The organism is Oerskovia sp. NPDC060287, from assembly GCF_042726775.1.
Lineage (GTDB): Bacteria > Actinomycetota > Actinomycetes > Actinomycetales > Cellulomonadaceae > Oerskovia > Oerskovia merdavium.
Genome location: NZ_JBHXBO010000005.1, coordinates 30,278 through 45,900 on the forward strand (window position 1 = coordinate 30,278; position 15,623 = coordinate 45,900).

At 70.9% G+C, this 15,623-nt stretch carries 19 protein-coding genes; 4 read left to right on the top strand and 15 right to left on the bottom strand.

Annotation, left to right across the window (positions count from 1 at the left end; all coding sequences use genetic code 11):
- Nucleotides 1-153: 153 nt before the first annotated feature.
- From ACFWFR_RS00965 to ACFWFR_RS01025, 13 genes are all read right to left on the bottom strand, one after another.
- Nucleotides 154-501, bottom strand: a complete 348-nt coding sequence (locus tag ACFWFR_RS00965) for a hypothetical protein (protein WP_056650976.1) — start codon at nucleotides 499-501, stop codon at nucleotides 154-156.
- 121 nt (nucleotides 502-622) lie between these two features.
- Entirely contained in the window at nucleotides 623-892 is a 270-nt protein-coding gene (locus ACFWFR_RS00970; protein WP_377620597.1) for a hypothetical protein, read from the bottom strand.
- A gap of 32 nt (nucleotides 893-924) precedes the next feature.
- A complete protein-coding gene (locus ACFWFR_RS00975) occupies nucleotides 925-1,269 on the bottom strand; it encodes a WhiB family transcriptional regulator (RefSeq protein ID WP_377620599.1) in 345 nt (114 codons plus the stop codon).
- 124 nt (nucleotides 1,270-1,393) lie between these two features.
- Nucleotides 1,394-3,040, bottom strand: coding sequence for a DNA cytosine methyltransferase (locus ACFWFR_RS00980; RefSeq protein ID WP_377620601.1), 1,647 nt, complete (start codon nucleotides 3,038-3,040; stop codon nucleotides 1,394-1,396).
- Nucleotides 3,037-3,849 carry a hypothetical protein gene (locus tag ACFWFR_RS00985; protein ID WP_377620603.1) on the bottom strand — a complete coding sequence of 271 codons (813 nt, stop codon included), beginning with the start codon at nucleotides 3,847-3,849 and terminating at the stop codon, nucleotides 3,037-3,039. Before ACFWFR_RS00985 ends, ACFWFR_RS00980 begins: the two co-directional genes overlap by 4 nt.
- A complete protein-coding gene (locus tag ACFWFR_RS00990) occupies nucleotides 3,846-4,658 on the bottom strand; it encodes a PD-(D/E)XK nuclease-like domain-containing protein (RefSeq protein WP_377620605.1) in 813 nt (270 codons plus the stop codon). Before ACFWFR_RS00990 ends, ACFWFR_RS00985 begins: the two co-directional genes overlap by 4 nt.
- A gap of 109 nt (nucleotides 4,659-4,767) precedes the next feature.
- A complete protein-coding gene (locus tag ACFWFR_RS00995) occupies nucleotides 4,768-5,007 on the bottom strand; it encodes a hypothetical protein (RefSeq protein WP_377620607.1) in 240 nt (79 codons plus the stop codon).
- 74 nt (nucleotides 5,008-5,081) lie between these two features.
- Nucleotides 5,082-5,306 carry a hypothetical protein gene (locus ACFWFR_RS01000; protein ID WP_377620609.1) on the bottom strand — a complete coding sequence of 75 codons (225 nt, stop codon included), beginning with the start codon at nucleotides 5,304-5,306 and terminating at the stop codon, nucleotides 5,082-5,084.
- Complete coding sequence (locus ACFWFR_RS01005) at nucleotides 5,303-5,575, bottom strand: hypothetical protein (RefSeq protein ID WP_377620611.1); 273 nt, start codon at nucleotides 5,573-5,575, stop codon at nucleotides 5,303-5,305. The genes ACFWFR_RS01000 and ACFWFR_RS01005 overlap by 4 nt, the downstream gene beginning before the upstream one ends.
- Nucleotides 5,572-5,934, bottom strand: coding sequence for a hypothetical protein (locus tag ACFWFR_RS01010; protein WP_377620613.1), 363 nt, complete (start codon nucleotides 5,932-5,934; stop codon nucleotides 5,572-5,574). Before ACFWFR_RS01010 ends, ACFWFR_RS01005 begins: the two co-directional genes overlap by 4 nt.
- A gap of 11 nt (nucleotides 5,935-5,945) precedes the next feature.
- Complete coding sequence (locus ACFWFR_RS01015) at nucleotides 5,946-6,167, bottom strand: helix-turn-helix domain-containing protein (RefSeq protein WP_377620614.1); 222 nt, start codon at nucleotides 6,165-6,167, stop codon at nucleotides 5,946-5,948.
- Nucleotides 6,164-6,946 carry a phage antirepressor KilAC domain-containing protein gene (locus ACFWFR_RS01020; protein WP_377620615.1) on the bottom strand — a complete coding sequence of 261 codons (783 nt, stop codon included), beginning with the start codon at nucleotides 6,944-6,946 and terminating at the stop codon, nucleotides 6,164-6,166. Before ACFWFR_RS01020 ends, ACFWFR_RS01015 begins: the two co-directional genes overlap by 4 nt.
- A 284-nt stretch (nucleotides 6,947-7,230) precedes the next feature.
- Nucleotides 7,231-7,599 carry a helix-turn-helix domain-containing protein gene (locus tag ACFWFR_RS01025; RefSeq protein WP_377620616.1) on the bottom strand — a complete coding sequence of 123 codons (369 nt, stop codon included), beginning with the start codon at nucleotides 7,597-7,599 and terminating at the stop codon, nucleotides 7,231-7,233.
- Between ACFWFR_RS01025 and ACFWFR_RS01030 the strand changes: the two genes are divergently transcribed.
- Together ACFWFR_RS01030 and ACFWFR_RS01035 are read left to right on the top strand one after the other, a co-directional pair.
- Nucleotides 7,550-7,930 (top strand): hypothetical protein, encoded by a 381-nt coding sequence (locus tag ACFWFR_RS01030; protein ID WP_056762230.1) that lies wholly within the window; start codon nucleotides 7,550-7,552, stop codon nucleotides 7,928-7,930. The genes ACFWFR_RS01025 and ACFWFR_RS01030 overlap by 50 nt on opposite strands.
- Before the next feature lie 15 nt (nucleotides 7,931-7,945).
- Nucleotides 7,946-8,350, top strand: coding sequence for an ImmA/IrrE family metallo-endopeptidase (locus tag ACFWFR_RS01035; RefSeq protein WP_377620618.1), 405 nt, complete (start codon nucleotides 7,946-7,948; stop codon nucleotides 8,348-8,350).
- A 162-nt stretch (nucleotides 8,351-8,512) separates the two neighbouring features.
- Here ACFWFR_RS01035 and ACFWFR_RS01040 read toward each other — a convergent pair whose 3' ends face one another.
- A complete protein-coding gene (locus ACFWFR_RS01040; protein WP_377620620.1) occupies nucleotides 8,513-9,784 on the bottom strand; it encodes a tyrosine-type recombinase/integrase in 1,272 nt (423 codons plus the stop codon).
- 113 nt (nucleotides 9,785-9,897) lie between these two features.
- Nucleotides 9,898-13,461: a methionine synthase gene (gene metH, locus ACFWFR_RS01045; RefSeq protein WP_377620622.1), complete on the bottom strand. Its 3,564-nt coding sequence runs from the start codon at nucleotides 13,459-13,461 to the stop codon at nucleotides 9,898-9,900.
- A gap of 91 nt (nucleotides 13,462-13,552) precedes the next feature.
- On the opposite strand from metH, the gene ACFWFR_RS01050 reads away from it, so the two are divergent.
- Both ACFWFR_RS01050 and ACFWFR_RS01055 read left to right on the top strand, forming a co-directional pair.
- Complete coding sequence (locus ACFWFR_RS01050) at nucleotides 13,553-14,680, top strand: GNAT family N-acetyltransferase (protein WP_377620624.1); 1,128 nt, start codon at nucleotides 13,553-13,555, stop codon at nucleotides 14,678-14,680.
- Nucleotides 14,681-14,770: 90 nt separating this feature from the next.
- Nucleotides 14,771-15,559, top strand: coding sequence for a lysoplasmalogenase (locus ACFWFR_RS01055; protein WP_318244610.1), 789 nt, complete (start codon nucleotides 14,771-14,773; stop codon nucleotides 15,557-15,559).
- Nucleotides 15,560-15,623 lie beyond the last annotated feature (64 nt).

Genomic DNA, 15,623 nt, shown 5'->3' on the forward strand with positions numbered 1-15,623 from the left:
GTGCCGCCGGGCGTGGCGCCTGCGGCCGGCGGGAGAGCCTCGCCGGCGGCCGGGGAGGCAAGGCCCGCTCAGACTCACGCGTGACTAACGCGTGAGTCACGGCGTGACAGAACCGACTTTCGCGCGGGATTCCGCCGATCTTGTCGTTTCCGTTCACGGCTCGGCCGCGCGTTTCGCCTTCGCCCTCTCGCGCGCCTTTCGCTGACGTTCGGAGGCTGCAGCGCGTTCGGCGAGCACCTGATCGCGCGATGGTTGGTAGTCCAGCCAGTCGTGGAAGAGCCACCCGCCGTCGACCTCTTCCCACAGGCCGACGCGCACCAGGGACGCGACTTCCGCAGGCGTCCCGTCGAGGTGCTTGAGCATCTCCTTCGGCACGAATCCGTCCGTGAGCTGGTCCATGCACCACGAGAGTCCGGTCGCCCAGAGCGCTCGCGCGCCCTTCGACGCGCCGCGCCACTTGATCGCCGAGTGCAGCTTGTCGTCGACCTTCCCCCATGTCACGCCGCCTCCCTCGGTGGCGGGGCGGCGAGCACGGTCGGGCGGTGGCCGTGCAGCATCTGGTGGCGGAGTCGGCCGGCGGGGTCCGCGGTGAACGTGGCCCCGCATCGGCAGGTGTGGGTGGTCATGCTGCTCTCGCTTCTCGGCGCCGGGTCTCGGCGCCGTCCGGTTCGGTCTGCATGGCGTCGCGACGGGCGGCCTGCAGGGTGGGGGTGTCGCCGTGGCGGCGCTCGTAGATCGGCCTGAGGCGACGTGCCGCGGCGCGTGTGGCGTCGGGGTCTTCCGTGACCTGTGCGCGGCGGGCACGCTCGGCCAGGACGTCGAGCCGTGACTGGTACGTCTCCTGCTCGGCGACCAGCAGGCGGTACGCGGTGTCGCGGGACTGCTGCGACATCCGCGCGTAGTCCTCGACCGACGGCGCCCGCCTCACGCCGCGGCCCTCCGGGCGGCGCGCTCGCGCTGCTGCTTGCGGAGGACCGCCGAGCGCTCGGCCGGCGTCGTGCCGCCGTACATCCCGAAGCGCAGGGCCCCGTAGCTGCTGGACTCCGCGTCGACCGCCGCCTGGAGGCAGGTTGACGCGACCGGGCAGCCCGCGCAGATCCTGCGGGCGTCGTCGTAGGCGCCTGGGAGGTCCGAGTCTGGGTGCCACGGGTCGCCCTGTAGCGCGTGGTCCCAGTCGCGGCACTTCGCGTCGAGGCGCCAGTCCTCGGGCTCGCGGGAAGCGAGCGGGTTCGTTGGGCGGGTCATGGTCTGGGCGCGCAGGTCGGTCACTGGTCCTCCTTGTGGCAGCCGCACGCACAGTCGGTGGGCTGGTCGGTCGTGTAGTTCCAGGCGTCGCCCGAGCACGCACGGTGCTTGCCCGCGGCGCAGTCGGGGGAGTAGGGCATGGGGTCCATCACGCGGCCACCGCCTCCCCGGTGAGGGCGGCAACGACGGTCGCAACGAGGTCACGGGCGGCGGGAGGGGTGACGGCGTTGCCGGAGAGCTTGACCTGCTCGCGGCGGTTGCCGGCCATGACGTAGTCGGCGGGGAACGCCATGGCCTGCTTGATCTCCGACGGCTCGAGCATCCGGAAGCGGACGTCCTCGATGTCGACCGTGCCGCCCGTGAGGAGCGACTGGTGGCCCGCGGTGGTGATCGTGCGGACAGGCTCCCCGGCGGGGGTGGTGAGGTGGGCCTCGCCGGACGCGACCGTGTTGTTCCGCATGATGAGGCCATGCCGGTCGACGGTGGTCACAGTCGACAGGGCCTCACCGGTGGGTGCGGTGCGGCCGTTGCCGTAGTACGGCATGACGAGCCCGTGGTGGTTCCCGGACGCCGTGACGGTGGCGAGCGGATCGGCGGCTGGTCGCGCTGTCGAGCCGCCGCCGCGGAGCTCGGCGAGGAACGGCGGGAACGCCAAGCCGGACTCGTTGCGGGTCGTCTGGGTCCGCAGCGCGTCGCCCATGGTCATGGGCTGCTTCCCGTCGCGACCCTCGACCGGGACCATGACGGGCATGTACGCGATCGCCTTGGACTCGCGGGTGTGCATCGTGCGCAGCGGCTCGGACGCGGGCCAGGCCCGGTAGTACGAGCTCGGGTCGCCGAACCCGACGTGCTTCGGGTCTGCCGCGTCGTACTGGTTTCCGCCGTGCTCGACGTGGATCGGGGACCAGTACCGTTCGATCCCGACCTGGATGCGCCGCATCGTCTTCTCGGCGAGGGGCTTGGGGCGGTCGCCGATCCTCGTGCCGGGGTTCGACCAGTCGATGATCGAGGAGGCCGGGAGCCACGCGGGCTCGACGACCTGATTGCGGCACGCGGCGTTCGGGCACCGGTACAGGTACTGCGACCGGTAGCGGCCTGGGCGGGCCTGACCGTCGCCCTTCTTCCACCACTGCATGGCGTCGACGATCTGGTCGCAGCGTGCGCAGTACGCCTTGGGGCGCAGCATGTGCTCGAAGTCCGGGGCGCGGTCGCCGGTCCGCCAGAACGCGATGTAGACGCGGTCGCGGGACTGTGGGGCTGGGAGCCCGTAGGCCTGGGCGTGCATGCTGTTCATCGAGATGATGCGGTGCCGATACCCGAGTGCGTGCATCGCGGCCAGCCACGACTGGAACAGCCCGCCGCGCACGCCCCACGGGGAGGACCAGTCGACGACCTCGACAACGTTCTCTACGAGGACCGCCTTGTAGTGGTGTGCCTCGGCGAACCGCACGACGTCCCACATCGTCGCTCGGGACCGCTCGGCGGCAGCCTCGGGCAGGACGTCGCCGAACAGGTCGGGCTGCTGGCCCGCGAGCTTGCGGCCCTTGGCCCGGGAGTGGTTCGTGCACTCCGGGGAGGCCCACAGCAGGTCCGTCGTCGGGACATACCGCGGGTCGGTGTTCGAGATGTCGGCCTGCAGGTGGTCCGTGTCCGGGTGGTTCGCGTTGTGCGTCTCGATCGCGACGTCCCAGTGGTTCGCCGCGAGCTTCACCTCGACGCCCGGGACGCCAACGGCGCCGGTGGACGAGCCGCCGGCGCCGCAGAAGAGATCGGTCATGGTGAGGTTCGCGCTCATGGTGCGACCTCGTCAGCCTCAGGCTCGACCTCCGCGACGGGCAGGTTCGCGATGTCGCGCTTGAGGTTGTCGATCACAGCGGACGCCTCGGACTTCGTGAGCTCCTTGGTGGAGCCGACGACTCGGCCGATGACCTGCGACGCATAAGCGAGGCCGTCGTCACGCGTGGAGATCCCGAACTCTCCGAACGACGCGTGTAGAGCCTTGAGCTGGTCCGGGGTGATGGCCGGCTCGGCGGCGTCGGGCACGAGCTCGCCGGCGGCGAGGACGTCGGCCGCAGACTCGCGACGCGGGGCCTCGACGGGGGCCGCCTCGCGCGCCTCCTCCTCGGTGTACGTCACGCCGTAGAGCGCCTCGGGGCAGGCGGTACGCGCGCACTCGGTGATCGCGCGGGCCTTGAGCATCGCGGACGCGTACTTCTTCCAGACGTCCTTCGTGGACAGTCCGGCGGCGCGGGCCTTCTCGATCGTCCAGGTGGCGGTGTAGACGAAGTCGGGGTCGTCGGCGCGGACAATCTCGGCGCGCGCGCTCTGGTCGTCTCCCTGGACGCGCAGTCGGTGGCCGGCCCTGCGGACGTTCGCCGCGATGAGCTCGGCGGACGCCGACGGCTTCCCCTCGATGACGTGGATCCGGTACAGCGACTCGGCGGGCGCGAGGCCCATCGCGGCGCCCAGGTTCACGGCGACCAGGACAGCGCCTGGGTCGTCGCGGTAGGCGCGGGGGAGGATCGACGAGGCGGAGACGGTCTCGGCGAAGCGCCACTGCTCGGCGAGCGGGAGCGTCTGGGAAGTCGTGACGAGGTCGGTCATGATGCGTACTCCTCGATGAGGTCAGGTGCGGAGTGCCAGCGCGGTGGCGCGATGCGAGTGATGCCGGTCGGGTAGCCGGGCCACTCGTCGCGTTCGACGCAGCGGTCGTAGAGGTCGATCGCGGCGCGCGTCTTGGCGCGCCCGATCGCGAGGTAGTCGACGTCAAGCTCGACGACAGATACGAGGTGCGGCGCCTCGGTCTCGACGAGGACGTGCAGGAAGCGAGTGGCGGTGCCGCCTGCCTGTCCGAGGCCGTCGAGGTAGTGCGCGGCCTGGACGTCGTAGCCGAGGTTCGCCGCAGTCCGGGCGAACTCGCGAGGGTCTGCGGTGCGCGCTGTCTTGAGGTCGACGACGACGCCCGCAGCCTCGTGCAGGTAGTCGAGGCGCCCGCGGCAGCGGACGCCGGTCTCGACGTTGTCCCAGATGATCGACACCTCGGGGCGGCCGCCAGCGAACAGGCGCCCGGCGTCCGGGTGGGTCTTCACCTTCTCGGCCATGGCTGTTGCGGTGTCGTACTGCGAAGGCTTGAGCGGCACGCCGCCTGCGGCACGGATGGCCGCGACCTCCTCCTTGACGGCGTTCGTGCGCCACTCCTCGGCATCGACCCGCACGAGGTCGAGTCCGGTGCCGAGCACCATGCCGTGCACGGCATGCCCCAGGTCGAAGGCGGTCTTCTCGACCCGATGTGCGAGCGAGTGCTGGTAGCGTGCCGGGCTGTCGAGCATGGCCTTCACGCCCGTCGAGGACAGTCCCGGGAGCGCGTGGTACTCGAGCTCGGGGACGTCGTAGTGGATGCCGGTCTCGATCACTTCCGCCCCTCCTTCTTGCGGCGCTCGTCGATACGTCCGGCCCACCACGCCGAGGCGAAGAGGAAGACGAGGCAGACCGCGGTGCCGACGACGTCGGCCCAGGTGGCGCTCATGGCTTGGCCTCTGCTGGAAAGTGGCTCCCGAACCGGAACGAATCCGGGTCGAAGTACGGGGTCACGTCGACTGCACGCTCGAGCTGGGCCGGCGTCGGCGCGGCCGGGTAGGTCGCGGTGAGGGTGTCCCCGGCCTCGCGCATGGCGATGCCGGCTCGCTCTGCCACGAGTCCGGCCTCCCGGAACGCACGCTCGAGCCTGCCGAAGTCAGGAGGCGGGAAGTCCACGTACAGCACGCGGGTCTGCTGCTGCCACCGGGCGGGGCGGCCTTCTGCTTCGCGCCGATCCGCGCGAACGCACTGCATGCACATCAGGCGTCCACCTCGGTCCCGTGCTCGTCGATGTACGCGGCCGTGGTGTCGCGCCAGTCGGTCCATGCGGCCTGGTACTCGGCGCCGCCGGTCGGGTCCTCGTAGTGCGCCTGGAAGAGGTTCACCGCGGCCTGGGCAACCGGAGCGAGCACCTTGCCGTTGTCGATCGCATCGTCGCGCTGCCGGACGAGCACGGCCTGCTCGTGCTGCTCGAGCGTCGTCATGCGACTGCCTCCGTGACGGTGATGCGGCGGATGAGGTGGGCGGGGTATGTGGAGTCGTCCCGGTCGCGGCGCGCGCGCTCGATGCTCTGGCGCCACTGGACGTAGTCCGCGAAGGTGTGGGCGCCGTCGTCGCACCAGCAGGCGGCGTAGACGACCTCGCCCTCCGGTGCGGCCGCGACGCACTCGGCCGCAGCGCGCTCGATCTGGTCGGCCAGGCCGGGCGGGAGCGTCGCGAGGAGCGAGTGGACGCGGGCCGTGGCGGCGGTCATCGCGCACCGCCGGCGAGCCATGCCTCGGCCTGGTCAGCGAGCGATCCCGGCGCGAACGCCTCCATCTCCACGTCGTCATAGGGGAGCGACGGGTCCTGGATGACCTGCTCTCGCTCCGGGATCGCGGCGAGCTCGCGCGACACGAAGCCCTCGAGGACAGCGACCGCCTCGCGGGGCCCGTGCTGACGAAGAGCGCCCGAAGCGATGACCAGGGCCTCGTCCTCAGTGGTCGCCGTCGAGCCTGCGCCGAAGAACAGGGCCGGGACCCGGCGGGGGAGAGCGGGGGAGGACAGTGCCTCGAGCGCCTGCACCGGGAGGGGCGCGGGACGACGACGGCGGAACAAGGTGCGGATCTTCATCGATTGCTCCTTCATGGCTTGGCCCGACCAGACTCGGTCGGCAGGGATGCGATCCATGCGGCGAGGTCAGTCGCGAGGATCACGGGCTTGGTGGCACGGCGGCCGATGTAGTGCGCGGTCAGGTCGCCCGACGAGATGGCGTCCTTGACGGTCGTCTCGGACGCGCCAGCCGCACGGGCTGCGTCGGGAATCGACGCCGAGATGAATGGGAAAGCTAGAGCCGGAGCGATCACGCCGCGTCACCGCCCGCGACGTCGAGCTCGCCCTGGTCGACGACCTTCGTGAGCGCCTTGGCGAGCGCCTCGACGCCCTTGGCCGTGACTCGGACCTGCGGGGTGTCGATGACGCGCTCGCCGGTCTCGGGGTGGTGGTGCCAGCGCGCGCGCTCGGCGAGTGCCCCCTGGTCGACGCGCCGCTGGTACGCGCGGGGCTCGTTGCCCTCGTTGCGGTAGATCCAGCCGTTGGCCTGCATCCAGTCCCGCAGGCGCTTCTCGCCCGTGAGGATGCCGTGGTCGCGGCTCAGGATCTTCGCGGCCTCGTTCACGCTGAGGTCGCCGGCCGTCGAGAGGAACGCGTCGAATGCCTCGGCGCGCGGGGTCAGCGCGGCGACCTGCTCGGTCGTTGCGGCGAGCGTCGCCTGCGCCTCGATGAGCGCCGCCGCCATGAGCGCAGGGCCCGAGAGCTGCGGCGTGCCGTAGGAGCCGGTCTTGCGGATCGTCGGCAGGACATCGGAGGTGATCCAGCGGCGGAAGCGGACGGCGTCCGGCTTGTCGGAGCGGATCACAACCTCGTACATGCCTGCCTCGGAGACGACGGTGAGGTTCTGGGATCCGCCAGGGGTGTCCATCGGGCGGACACCCTTCATGTCGGGGGCGAGGCGTGCCGAGGCGTTGCGGGGGTTCGCGATGTCCAGCACTGCGCAGAGATCGGCGAGCACAAACCACGGCTCGCCGTCGGTGGTGACGACCCGGACGGTCTGGCCGTCGAAGTCGAACGGGGTGATGTCGGTCATGAGACCATCTCCTTGGGTGGTGCCCCCGTGATTCCTTGGTCGGAGCGGGGGCGCTGTCGTGTCTGGGGTGATGCACGCAGCTCCACGCCGGGACCTACCGGCTGGCTGCGCATCCACACATGAGTTCCGTTCCCTGCCTGGGCCTGCCGCGTCCACGGCTGCTCCCTCTCGGCGTGCTTCCCGGGCCGCGTAGGACGGTTGTCGTCCCGGGATATCTGCACTCATGCGCTGTATTCAGGTGTTCTGCACTCCGACCCGCTCGCGGAATCGGATATCTGATACCGCTAGGCCGCGGAAGACGTCCGGATGCTCATCGGGAAGAGCTCCACGAAGTCGACATCCAGGAACGCTGCGATCTGGAGCAGCTCGTCCGTGTCGAACGCAGAGCGGCCCGTCATGCGGTCGCTCATCGTCGTTACGGAGATGCCGAGTGCTACAGCGAGCTCCTTCTGGGAGGCCCGGCGCCGAGAGAGGCAGGCCCGCACTTCGGCAGCGATCGCCCCTCGAGAGTGGGTGAGTTCCATGGCTGTAGTTCTATCAGATATCCGATAGTCGACGCAACGTCCGATGCGCGGCGTGTCGGATATCCGATAATGTGGAGCCATGACCAGTGACTTCTCGAAGGCGTTCGCACGGCACCTGCGCGACATCATGAGCGAGCGGGATGTGCGACAGGTGCCCCTCGCCGAACGGCTCGAACGCTCGCAAGGCTTCGTTTCTGAGCGAACGAGCGGGCGACGTCCAGTCGACACCGACATCATCGCGGCCGTCGCAGAGATGGCCGGCATGGGTCCGCGCGAGCTGGTCGAGGAGATCTCGACGCGGATGCGCGACGCTCGCCAGCAAGGGGCCACCGTTCATGCTTTCCCAGGCGCGGGCGTGTCGGCCGGGACGGGCCTGCCAGACGTCGATACGGTCCTTGAGAGGGCAGTGGCGAACGAGGATCCGACCCTGGAGGAAGAGGGCATCGCCCAGCTCGACTAGTAAGGAGGACTGGGCATGCAGGACCTGATCGACTACGCGCTCGGACGCGGCTGGGGTGTGAAGTACCGCGACCTCGGCCGACGGAACGGCGAGTACTCACGCGGGTTGATCACGATCAACGACCGCCGGCGCACCGGCTTCACGATCCGCATGACCATGGCCCACGAGATCGGGCACGCCCACCACGACCACGCGTGGACCGACGACCCTGCGGTGAGCGCACGGCAGGAACGCGAGGCCGACCTGTTCGCGGCGCAGATCCTCATCTCGCTCGAAGAGTACGCGCGGGCAGAACGCATCGTCGGGGCCCACCCCGGAGCGATCGCGAAAGAGCTCGCCGTCACGGAGAACTACGTGATGCTGTGGCGCGAGAACTACGTCCGGCCGCGCGCTCGGCTGCGCCACCTGCGAGCGGTCTAGGCATCCCCGCGCTTCTTGGGCCCATCTTGGCGAGCGTCGGCGTGTATCGACTCGCGAGGAACGTTGGCCAACCAGCGCTCGATTGGGGCAGGTCAATCGCAGGACTGATCCCTGACGCGGGGAAGGCCCCCGACGATCTCTCGTCGGGGCCTTCATCGTGCCTCAGGCGCCGGCCCGGGGCGAGAGCAAGGCGCCGAGCCGCTGCACACCTTCGACCGTCTCGGCGTCGGTCACATGGGTGTACTCCGCCGTTGTGGTTGCCGAGGCGTGGCCGAGGATGGCGACCCGGACGCGCTGAGAGACGCCCTGCGCGTGCAGGAGGGTTGCCGTCGTGTGCCGCGCGGAGTGGACGGAGACCGGGGGGAGCCCGGCTGCCGCCAGGGCATCGCGCCAAACGAGGCGGTCGGCTGCTGGGTCGATAGGTCTTCCGACCGGGTCCCCGCGGTGGAGCACCAGGCCACCGAGGCCGGGGTCGGTCGATTCCAAGTGGCGCCGCATGACATCGGCGAGCAGCGGAGCCATCGGGACCTCGCGCCAGCCTGCCCGTGTCTTCGGTCGGGTGAGCCATAGCCCGTCCTCGACCTGGATCGCCTCGTGGTGCGCCGGAATGTCGACGTGACGCCGCGGGCATGCTCCGCCGCGGACCTTCCCGCATGGCCACTGCGCCCCCTTGGCTGGCGAGGCGGTGCCGGGCTCGAGGCAGCCGTGCGCCCATCGCAGGCGCTGAAGCTGCCAGATGACCGTGATGACTCCCCGCTCCAAGTCGATCGCCTCGCGGGTCAGGCCTAGGCGCTCACCCTGGCGGAGGCCGGCGAGCAGCGCAACGAACCAGTGAACGGACGAGGGGTCAGGCGCCGCATGGGCGAGCAGTGTGCGTGCGTTGTCGGCGCTGAGTGCACCACGTGTGGAAACGGCGCGGCGCGGGCGGTCGACGAGCTCGGCGACGTTGCGCGTCACCCGGCCCTCTCGCATGGCGTCCTTGAGGGCCTCGAACAGGATCGAGTGGGCGTTCGCCGCTGTCGTCGGGGACAGTCCTCGGTCGTCGAGCATCGCTGCGTGCAGCCGGCGCACGTGCTCTGCCGTGAGCTTGTCGAGCCGGTAGCGGCCGAGCGTCGGCAGGATGTAGCGATCGACGGGCCCTGAGTAGGCGACCAGGCTGTTCGGCTTCATCTCGCGCGACTTGGTCTTGAGCCAGGTGCGCATCCACTGCTCGAGCGTGGGGGAGGAGGTCGGCAGGTCGCCTGTGCGGTCGAGGTCGGCGCGCAGCTTCTTGAGCTTGTCGGATGCTGCGGCCTTGGTGCGGGCGCGCACCACCTTGCGGCGGCGCTTGCCGTCCGGGCCGGGAGGGAGCGTGACGGCGGCGGTCCACAGGCCGCGGGAGTCCTGGTAGAGCGCCCCGGCCCCCGCGTCTCGTCGAGCGGTCTTCGATGCCATCGAGCAGCCTCCTCTGGGTGTAGCCCCGAGTGTAGCCACAGGTGTGGCCCCGCATGACCCTATGTGAAGGTACGAAAACCGCTCTGACCTGGGGTTATGCTATGCCGCCAACCCTACACCGAGAAGTACTTCGCCTCTGCGTGGTGGAACACGAACGCGTCCGTCGACTGCTCCGGGTGCAGCTGCAGCTCGTCCGAGAGCACCACACCCGCCCGCTCGGGCCGCAGCAGCTCGACGACCTTGCGCCGGTCCTCCATGTCGGGGCACGCGGGGTATCCCAGCGAGAACCTCGCCCCGCGGTACTTGAGGTCGAACATCCCTTGGACGTCCGAGGGCTCCTCGTCCGCGAACCCGAGCTCGGAGCGCACGCGCGAGTGCCACATCTCGGCGAGCGCCTCGGTGAGCTGCACGGACAGGCCGTGCAGCTCCATGTACTCGCGGTACTTGTTCGCGGCGAAGAGCTTGGCCGTGTGCACGTCGACGGTGTCGCCCATGGTCACGAGCTGGACGGGCAGGACGTCGTAGCGTCCGGTCTCCTCGACCCACGAGCGGGGCTTGACGAAGTCCGCGAGGCACAGGTGACGGTCGCGCCGTTGCCGGGGGAACGTGAAGCGCAGCCGCTCGGTCCCCACGGGACCGCCCGAGCCGCCGTCGGGCCCGTCGTGGTGCCCGACGACCACGTCGTTGCCCTCCGACCACACCGGGAAGTACCCGTAGATCACCGACGGGTCGACGATCCCGTCGGTGCGGACCTGCTCGAGCCACGCGTTGAGGCGCGGGCGCCCCTCGGTCTCGACGAGCTCCTCGTAGGAGGCTCCGTCGTCGGAGCGCCCCGGCTTGAGCCCCCACTGGCCCATGAACGTCGCGCGCTCGTCCAGGAACGCCGCGTAGTCGGCGAGCTGGATGCCCTTGACGATGCGCGTGCCCCAGAAGGGCGGGTCGGGGACCAGGTTGTCGGCCGCGACGTCCGAGCGGGCGGGCAGGTCCTCCTCGGGCGTCTGCGTCACGGTCACGGTCGCGTGCCGGCGCTTCTTGAGGGGAGGCAGCCCGACGGCGTCGCGCGCCTCTCCCCGCGCCACGCGGACGAGCGGTTCCATGAGTCGCAGGCCCTCGAACGCGTCGCGGGCGTAGCGGACCTCGCCCTGGTAGACGTCGGCCAGGTCGTCCTCGACGTACGTGCGCGTCAGGGCCGCGCCGCCCAGCAGGACGGGCCAGCGCTGCGCGTACCCGCGGGCGTTGAGCTCCTCGAGGTTCTCCTTCATGACGACGGTCGACTTCACGAGCAGCCCGCTCATGCCGATCACGTCGGCGTCGTGGGCCTCGGCGGCCTCGATCATCGCGGCGACGGGCTGCTTGATGCCGATGTTCACCACGGTGTAGCCGTTGTTGGTCAGGATGATGTCGACCAGGTTCTTGCCGATGTCGTGCACGTCGCCACGCACGGTGCCGATCACGATGGTGCCCTTGGACCGGCCGCTCGCGTCCTCGGACTTCTCCATGTGCGGCTCGAGGTAGGCCACGGCGGTCTTCATGGCCTCGGCCGACTGCAGCACGAACGGGAGCTGCATCTCGCCCTTGCCGAACAGCTCGCCCACGACCTTCATGCCCTCGAGCAGGTGGTCGTTGACGATGTCGAGGGCCTTCCAGCCCTCGTCGAGCGCAGCCTGCAGGTCGGTGTCGAGCCCCTTGAGCTCGCCGTCGACGATGCGCCGCTCGAGGCGCTCGCCGAGCGGCAGCGCGGCCATCTCGGCCGCGCGGGCGTCCTTGAGCGACGCCGAGTCGACGCCCGCGAACAGGTCGAGCAGCCGGGCCAGGGGGTCGACCGTCATGTTCCCCTCGGCGTCGAACTCGCGACGGTCCCACACGAGGTCGAGCGCGGCCTGGCGCTGCTCGTCGGGGATCTTCGCGAGCGGCAGGATCTTGGCCGCGTGCACGATCGCGGAGTCGAGCCCGGCCTCGACGGCCTCGTGCAGGAACACCGAGTTGAGGACGACGCGCGCGGCGGGGTTGAGCCCGAACGACACGTTGGAGACGCCGAGCGTGGTGTGCACGCCCGGATAGGCGGCCTTGAGCGCGCGGATGGCCTCGATGGTCTCGATCGCGTCGCGGCGAGTCTCCTCCTGCCCGGTCGCGATGGGGAACGTCAGGGTGTCGACGACGATGTCCTCGATGCGCATGCCCCAGGTGCCCACGAGGTCGTCGATCAGGCGGCTCGCGATGGCCACCTTCGCGTCGGCCGTGCGGGCCTGGCCGTCCTCGTCGATCGTCAGCGCGATGACCGCGGCGCCGTGCTCCTTGACGAGCGGCATGATCCGCGCGTAGCGCGAGGTCGGGCCGTCGCCGTCCTCGAAGTTCACCGAGTTCACGACCGCGCGCCCGCCGATGAGCTCGAGGCCCGCCTGGATCACGGGCGGCTCGGTCGAGTCGATCACGAGCGGCAGCGTCGAGGCGCTCGCGAGCCGCGAGACGACCGCGCGGGCGTCCGCGACGCCGTCGCGCCCCACGTAGTCGATGCACACGTCCAGCAGGTGCGCGCCGTCGCGCGTCTGGGCGCGCGCGATCGCGACGCACTCGTCCCAGTTCTCGGCGAGCATGGCCTCGCGGAACGCCTTGGACCCGTTGGCGTTGGTCCGCTCGCCGATCGCGAGGAACGAGGCGTCCTGGTCGAAGTCGACGTGCGAGTACAGGCTCGCGACGCCGATCTCGCGGGCAGGGTCCCGCGGGGTCACGGGTCGGGCGCGGACGGCCTCGACGACCTGGCGCAGGTGCTCGGGCGTGGTGCCGCAGCACCCGCCCACGAGGCCCAGACCGAACTCGGTGACGAACTGGGCGTGCGCCGCCGCGAGCTCGCTCGGCGTGAGCGGGTAGGAGGCGCCGTTCTTGCCCAGCACGGGCAGGCCCGCGTTGGGCATGCACGTCACGGGGATCTCGGCGTGCTTGGACAGGTGGCGCAGGTGCTCGCTCATCTCGGCGGGTCCCGTGGCGCAGTTCAGGCCGATCGCGTCCACGCCGAGCGACTGGAGCGTGGTCAGCGCCGCGCCGATCTCCGAGCCCATGAGCATGGTGCCCGTGGTCTCGACCGTGACCTGCACGATGACCGGCACCGACCGCCCCTCCGCGGCCATCGCGGCGCGCGAGCCGTTGACCGCGGCCTTGGCCTGGAGCAGGTCCTGGCTCGTCTCGACGAGGATCGCGTCGACCCCGCCCTCGAGCAGGCCAGCGGCCTGCTCGGCGAACGTGTCGCGCAGGTTCGCGTACGTCGTGTGCCCCAGGCTCGGCAGCTTGGTCCCGGGGCCCATCGAGCCCAGCACCCAGCGCGGCTGCTCGGGGGTCGAGAACGCGTCCGCGCGCTCGCGCGCGATGCGTGCCCCGGCCGCGGCGAGCTCGCGGATGCGGTCCTCGATGTCGTAGTCCGACAGGTTGGACCAGTTGGCGCCGAACGTGTTGGTCTCGACGCAGTCGACGCCGACCTCGAGGTAGGCGTCGTGGACGGCGGCGATGATGTCGGGGCGCGAGACGTTGAGGATCTCGTTGCAGCCCTCGAGCTGCTGGTAGTCCTCGAGGCTCGGGTCCTGCTCCTGGATCATGGTCCCCATGGCGCCGTCGGCGACGACCACGCGGGTGCGCAGGGCCTCGGCGAAGGCGGCGGATCGGGCGTTGGCGACGTCGTGGGGCATGAGTCGAACTGTAGCGCCGGGCCGCGTGCGGGGACCCGGGCGTCCGGAAAACAGGATGCTGCGCGTCACCTCGCGACCTAGCGTGGTGCGCATGAGCACCGAACCGCCCACCCCGCCCACGTTGGCCCCGATCGCCGAGCGCGTGGCCGCACCGGCCCACCTGCCGCTCCCCGAGGTCGACGGCCTCGTCTGGCGCTCGCTGACGCTCGCGGACGCGCCGGCCCTGTTCGGGCTGACCGCGGCCGTCGAGGAGCACGACCAGCACCCGTTCCGTACCTCGCTCGAGGAGACCGAGGAGATGTTCGAGGGGGAGTGGCGCGACCTCGCGCGCGACACCCTGGTGGGCCTGGACGCCGACGGCGAGCCGCGCGCCTACGCGTCGGTCGACACCCGTCCCGGGGACGCGAGCGTCGTCCGCGCGTTCGTCCAGGGTGCGGTCCACCCGCGGTGGCGGGGACGCGGTGTCGGTCGTCAGGTCCTGGCCTGGTCGACGGGGCGGGCGCGGCAGCTCCTCGCAGCCTCGGGCAAGGAGCTGCCCGCGCGCATCGCGGGCTACGTCCAGGACGACGACGTGTCCGAGTGCCGCTTGTTCGAGGCTGCGGGCTATACGGCCAACCGCTACTACTCGACCCTGCGCCGCGACCTGTCGCTGCCCGTCCCGGAGGTCGCGCTGGGCGGCGGCCTGCGCGTCGTGCCATGGTCTCCCGAGCTCGACGAGGCCACGCGCCTGGCCCACAACGACGCGTTCCGAGACCACTGGGGCAGCGAGCCCGCGACGCCCGAGTCGTGGGAGCACGGACGCAGCATGTTCGCGCCCGAGTGGAGCGTGCTCGTCGTCGACGACGTCGCCCCTGCTCCCGGTGCAGTCGACGGTTCAGAGTCGGTGAGCGAGACGCCCGACGGCGCGGCTCCCGCCCTCAGCACGGCCGGCGGTCCCGTCGTGGCCGGCTACCTCCTGTCCGGCCGGTACGAGCAGGACTGGCCCGTCGCGGGGTACTCGAGCGGCTACACCGAGACCCTCGGGGTGCGCCGGGAGTACCGCGGGCGCAGGATCGCGCTCGCGCTGCTCAGCGCGGGCATGGCCGCGTACCAGGCGGGCGGGGTCGAGTACGCCGAGCTCGACGTCGACACCGAGAACCCGTCCGGCGCCCACGGGCTCTACGCGAGCCTCGGCTACGAGAAGAAGGACGGCTCCCGGATGTACTCGATCGAGCTCTGAGGCCCTACCGTGTCCCCAGGTCAGCGCGGCAACGGTGCCGCGCGCCAGGGCGCCCGTGACCCGGGTCGCCCTTCCTGGAAAGGGAACGACGTGGTCTCCTCGACTCCTCGCGTCTCGCACGCACCCACCTCGCACCGGACGGTCCCGATCATGACCGTGCTGCGGCGCCGCCCCCTGGCGGCGCTCGCGGCCGGTGCCTTCCTGCTGCTCTCCGTGGTGCACCTGGTCGCCCACCTGGCCGGAGCGGAGCAGGTCGCGAACGTGACCCAGTGGTTCGTCATGCCGCTCCTGGCGCTCGTCGTCTGGACCGCCACTGGATCGCCCCGCGGTGCGGCCGCTGCACCGGCCGCAGGGTCGCGCGGGCGGTCCCGGCTCGTGCGGTGGACGCTCGTCGCGCTCGGGTTCTCCTGGCTCGGTGACTCCGCGCCCGACCTGTCGAGCGGCGACGCCTCGTTCCTGACCATGGTCGGGTTCTTCCTGCTCGCGCAGCTCGCGTACGTCGCGGCCTTCTGGCCGTCGCGCGGGTCGAGCGTGCTGCGCCGCCCGGTCCTGCTCGTGCCCTACGCGCTCGCCCTCGTGGCGCTCGTGGTCCTGTGCGCCCCGCACGCGGGCGCGCTGCTGGTCCCGGTGGTGCTCTACGGCCTGTGCCTGACGATCATGGCGGTGCTGTCGACCGGCGTGCACCGGGTCGCGGGCATCGGCGGGGCGATCTTCCTGGTCTCCGACGCGCTCATCGCGCTCGGGGCGTTCGTCCCGGGCTTCGAGGTCCCGGGGCCGCTGTCGTCGGGGTTCTGGGTCATGCTCACCTACCTCGCGGGCCAGGCGCTGCTCGCGGTCGGGATCCTGCGCCGCGACGCGGGCGAGGCCGGGGAGTCCTAGCCGGCGTGCCCTGTGCGCCGTGCGGGCCGCACGAGACGGCCGAGGGGCCGACCGGAGACACCGG

Bases quoted from the DNA above. Each gene is read 5' to 3' on its own strand.
- ACFWFR_RS00970 (WP_377620597.1), bottom strand. From the start codon at position 892: ATGTCGCAGCAGTCCCGCGACACCGCGTACCGCCTGCTGGTCGCCGAG.
- ACFWFR_RS00980 (WP_377620601.1), bottom strand. From the start codon at position 3,040: ATGAGCGCGAACCTCACCATGACCGATCTCTTCTGCGGCGCCGGCGGC.
- ACFWFR_RS00985 (WP_377620603.1), bottom strand. From the start codon at position 3,849: ATGACCGACCTCGTCACGACTTCCCAGACGCTCCCGCTCGCCGAGCAG.
- ACFWFR_RS01000 (WP_377620609.1), bottom strand. From the start codon at position 5,306: ATGACGACGCTCGAGCAGCACGAGCAGGCCGTGCTCGTCCGGCAGCGC.
- ACFWFR_RS01005 (WP_377620611.1), bottom strand. From the start codon at position 5,575: ATGACCGCCGCCACGGCCCGCGTCCACTCGCTCCTCGCGACGCTCCCG.
- ACFWFR_RS01010 (WP_377620613.1), bottom strand. From the start codon at position 5,934: ATGAAGATCCGCACCTTGTTCCGCCGTCGTCGTCCCGCGCCCCTCCCG.
- ACFWFR_RS01020 (WP_377620615.1), bottom strand. From the start codon at position 6,946: ATGACCGACATCACCCCGTTCGACTTCGACGGCCAGACCGTCCGGGTC.
- ACFWFR_RS01030 (WP_056762230.1), top strand. From the start codon at position 7,550: ATGACCAGTGACTTCTCGAAGGCGTTCGCACGGCACCTGCGCGACATC.
- ACFWFR_RS01025 (WP_377620616.1), bottom strand. From the start codon at position 7,599: ATGATGTCGCGCAGGTGCCGTGCGAACGCCTTCGAGAAGTCACTGGTC.
- ACFWFR_RS01035 (WP_377620618.1), top strand. From the start codon at position 7,946: ATGCAGGACCTGATCGACTACGCGCTCGGACGCGGCTGGGGTGTGAAG.
- ACFWFR_RS01040 (WP_377620620.1), bottom strand. From the start codon at position 9,784: ATGGCATCGAAGACCGCTCGACGAGACGCGGGGGCCGGGGCGCTCTAC.
- metH (WP_377620622.1), bottom strand. From the start codon at position 13,461: ATGCCCCACGACGTCGCCAACGCCCGATCCGCCGCCTTCGCCGAGGCC.
- ACFWFR_RS01050 (WP_377620624.1), top strand. From the start codon at position 13,553: ATGAGCACCGAACCGCCCACCCCGCCCACGTTGGCCCCGATCGCCGAG.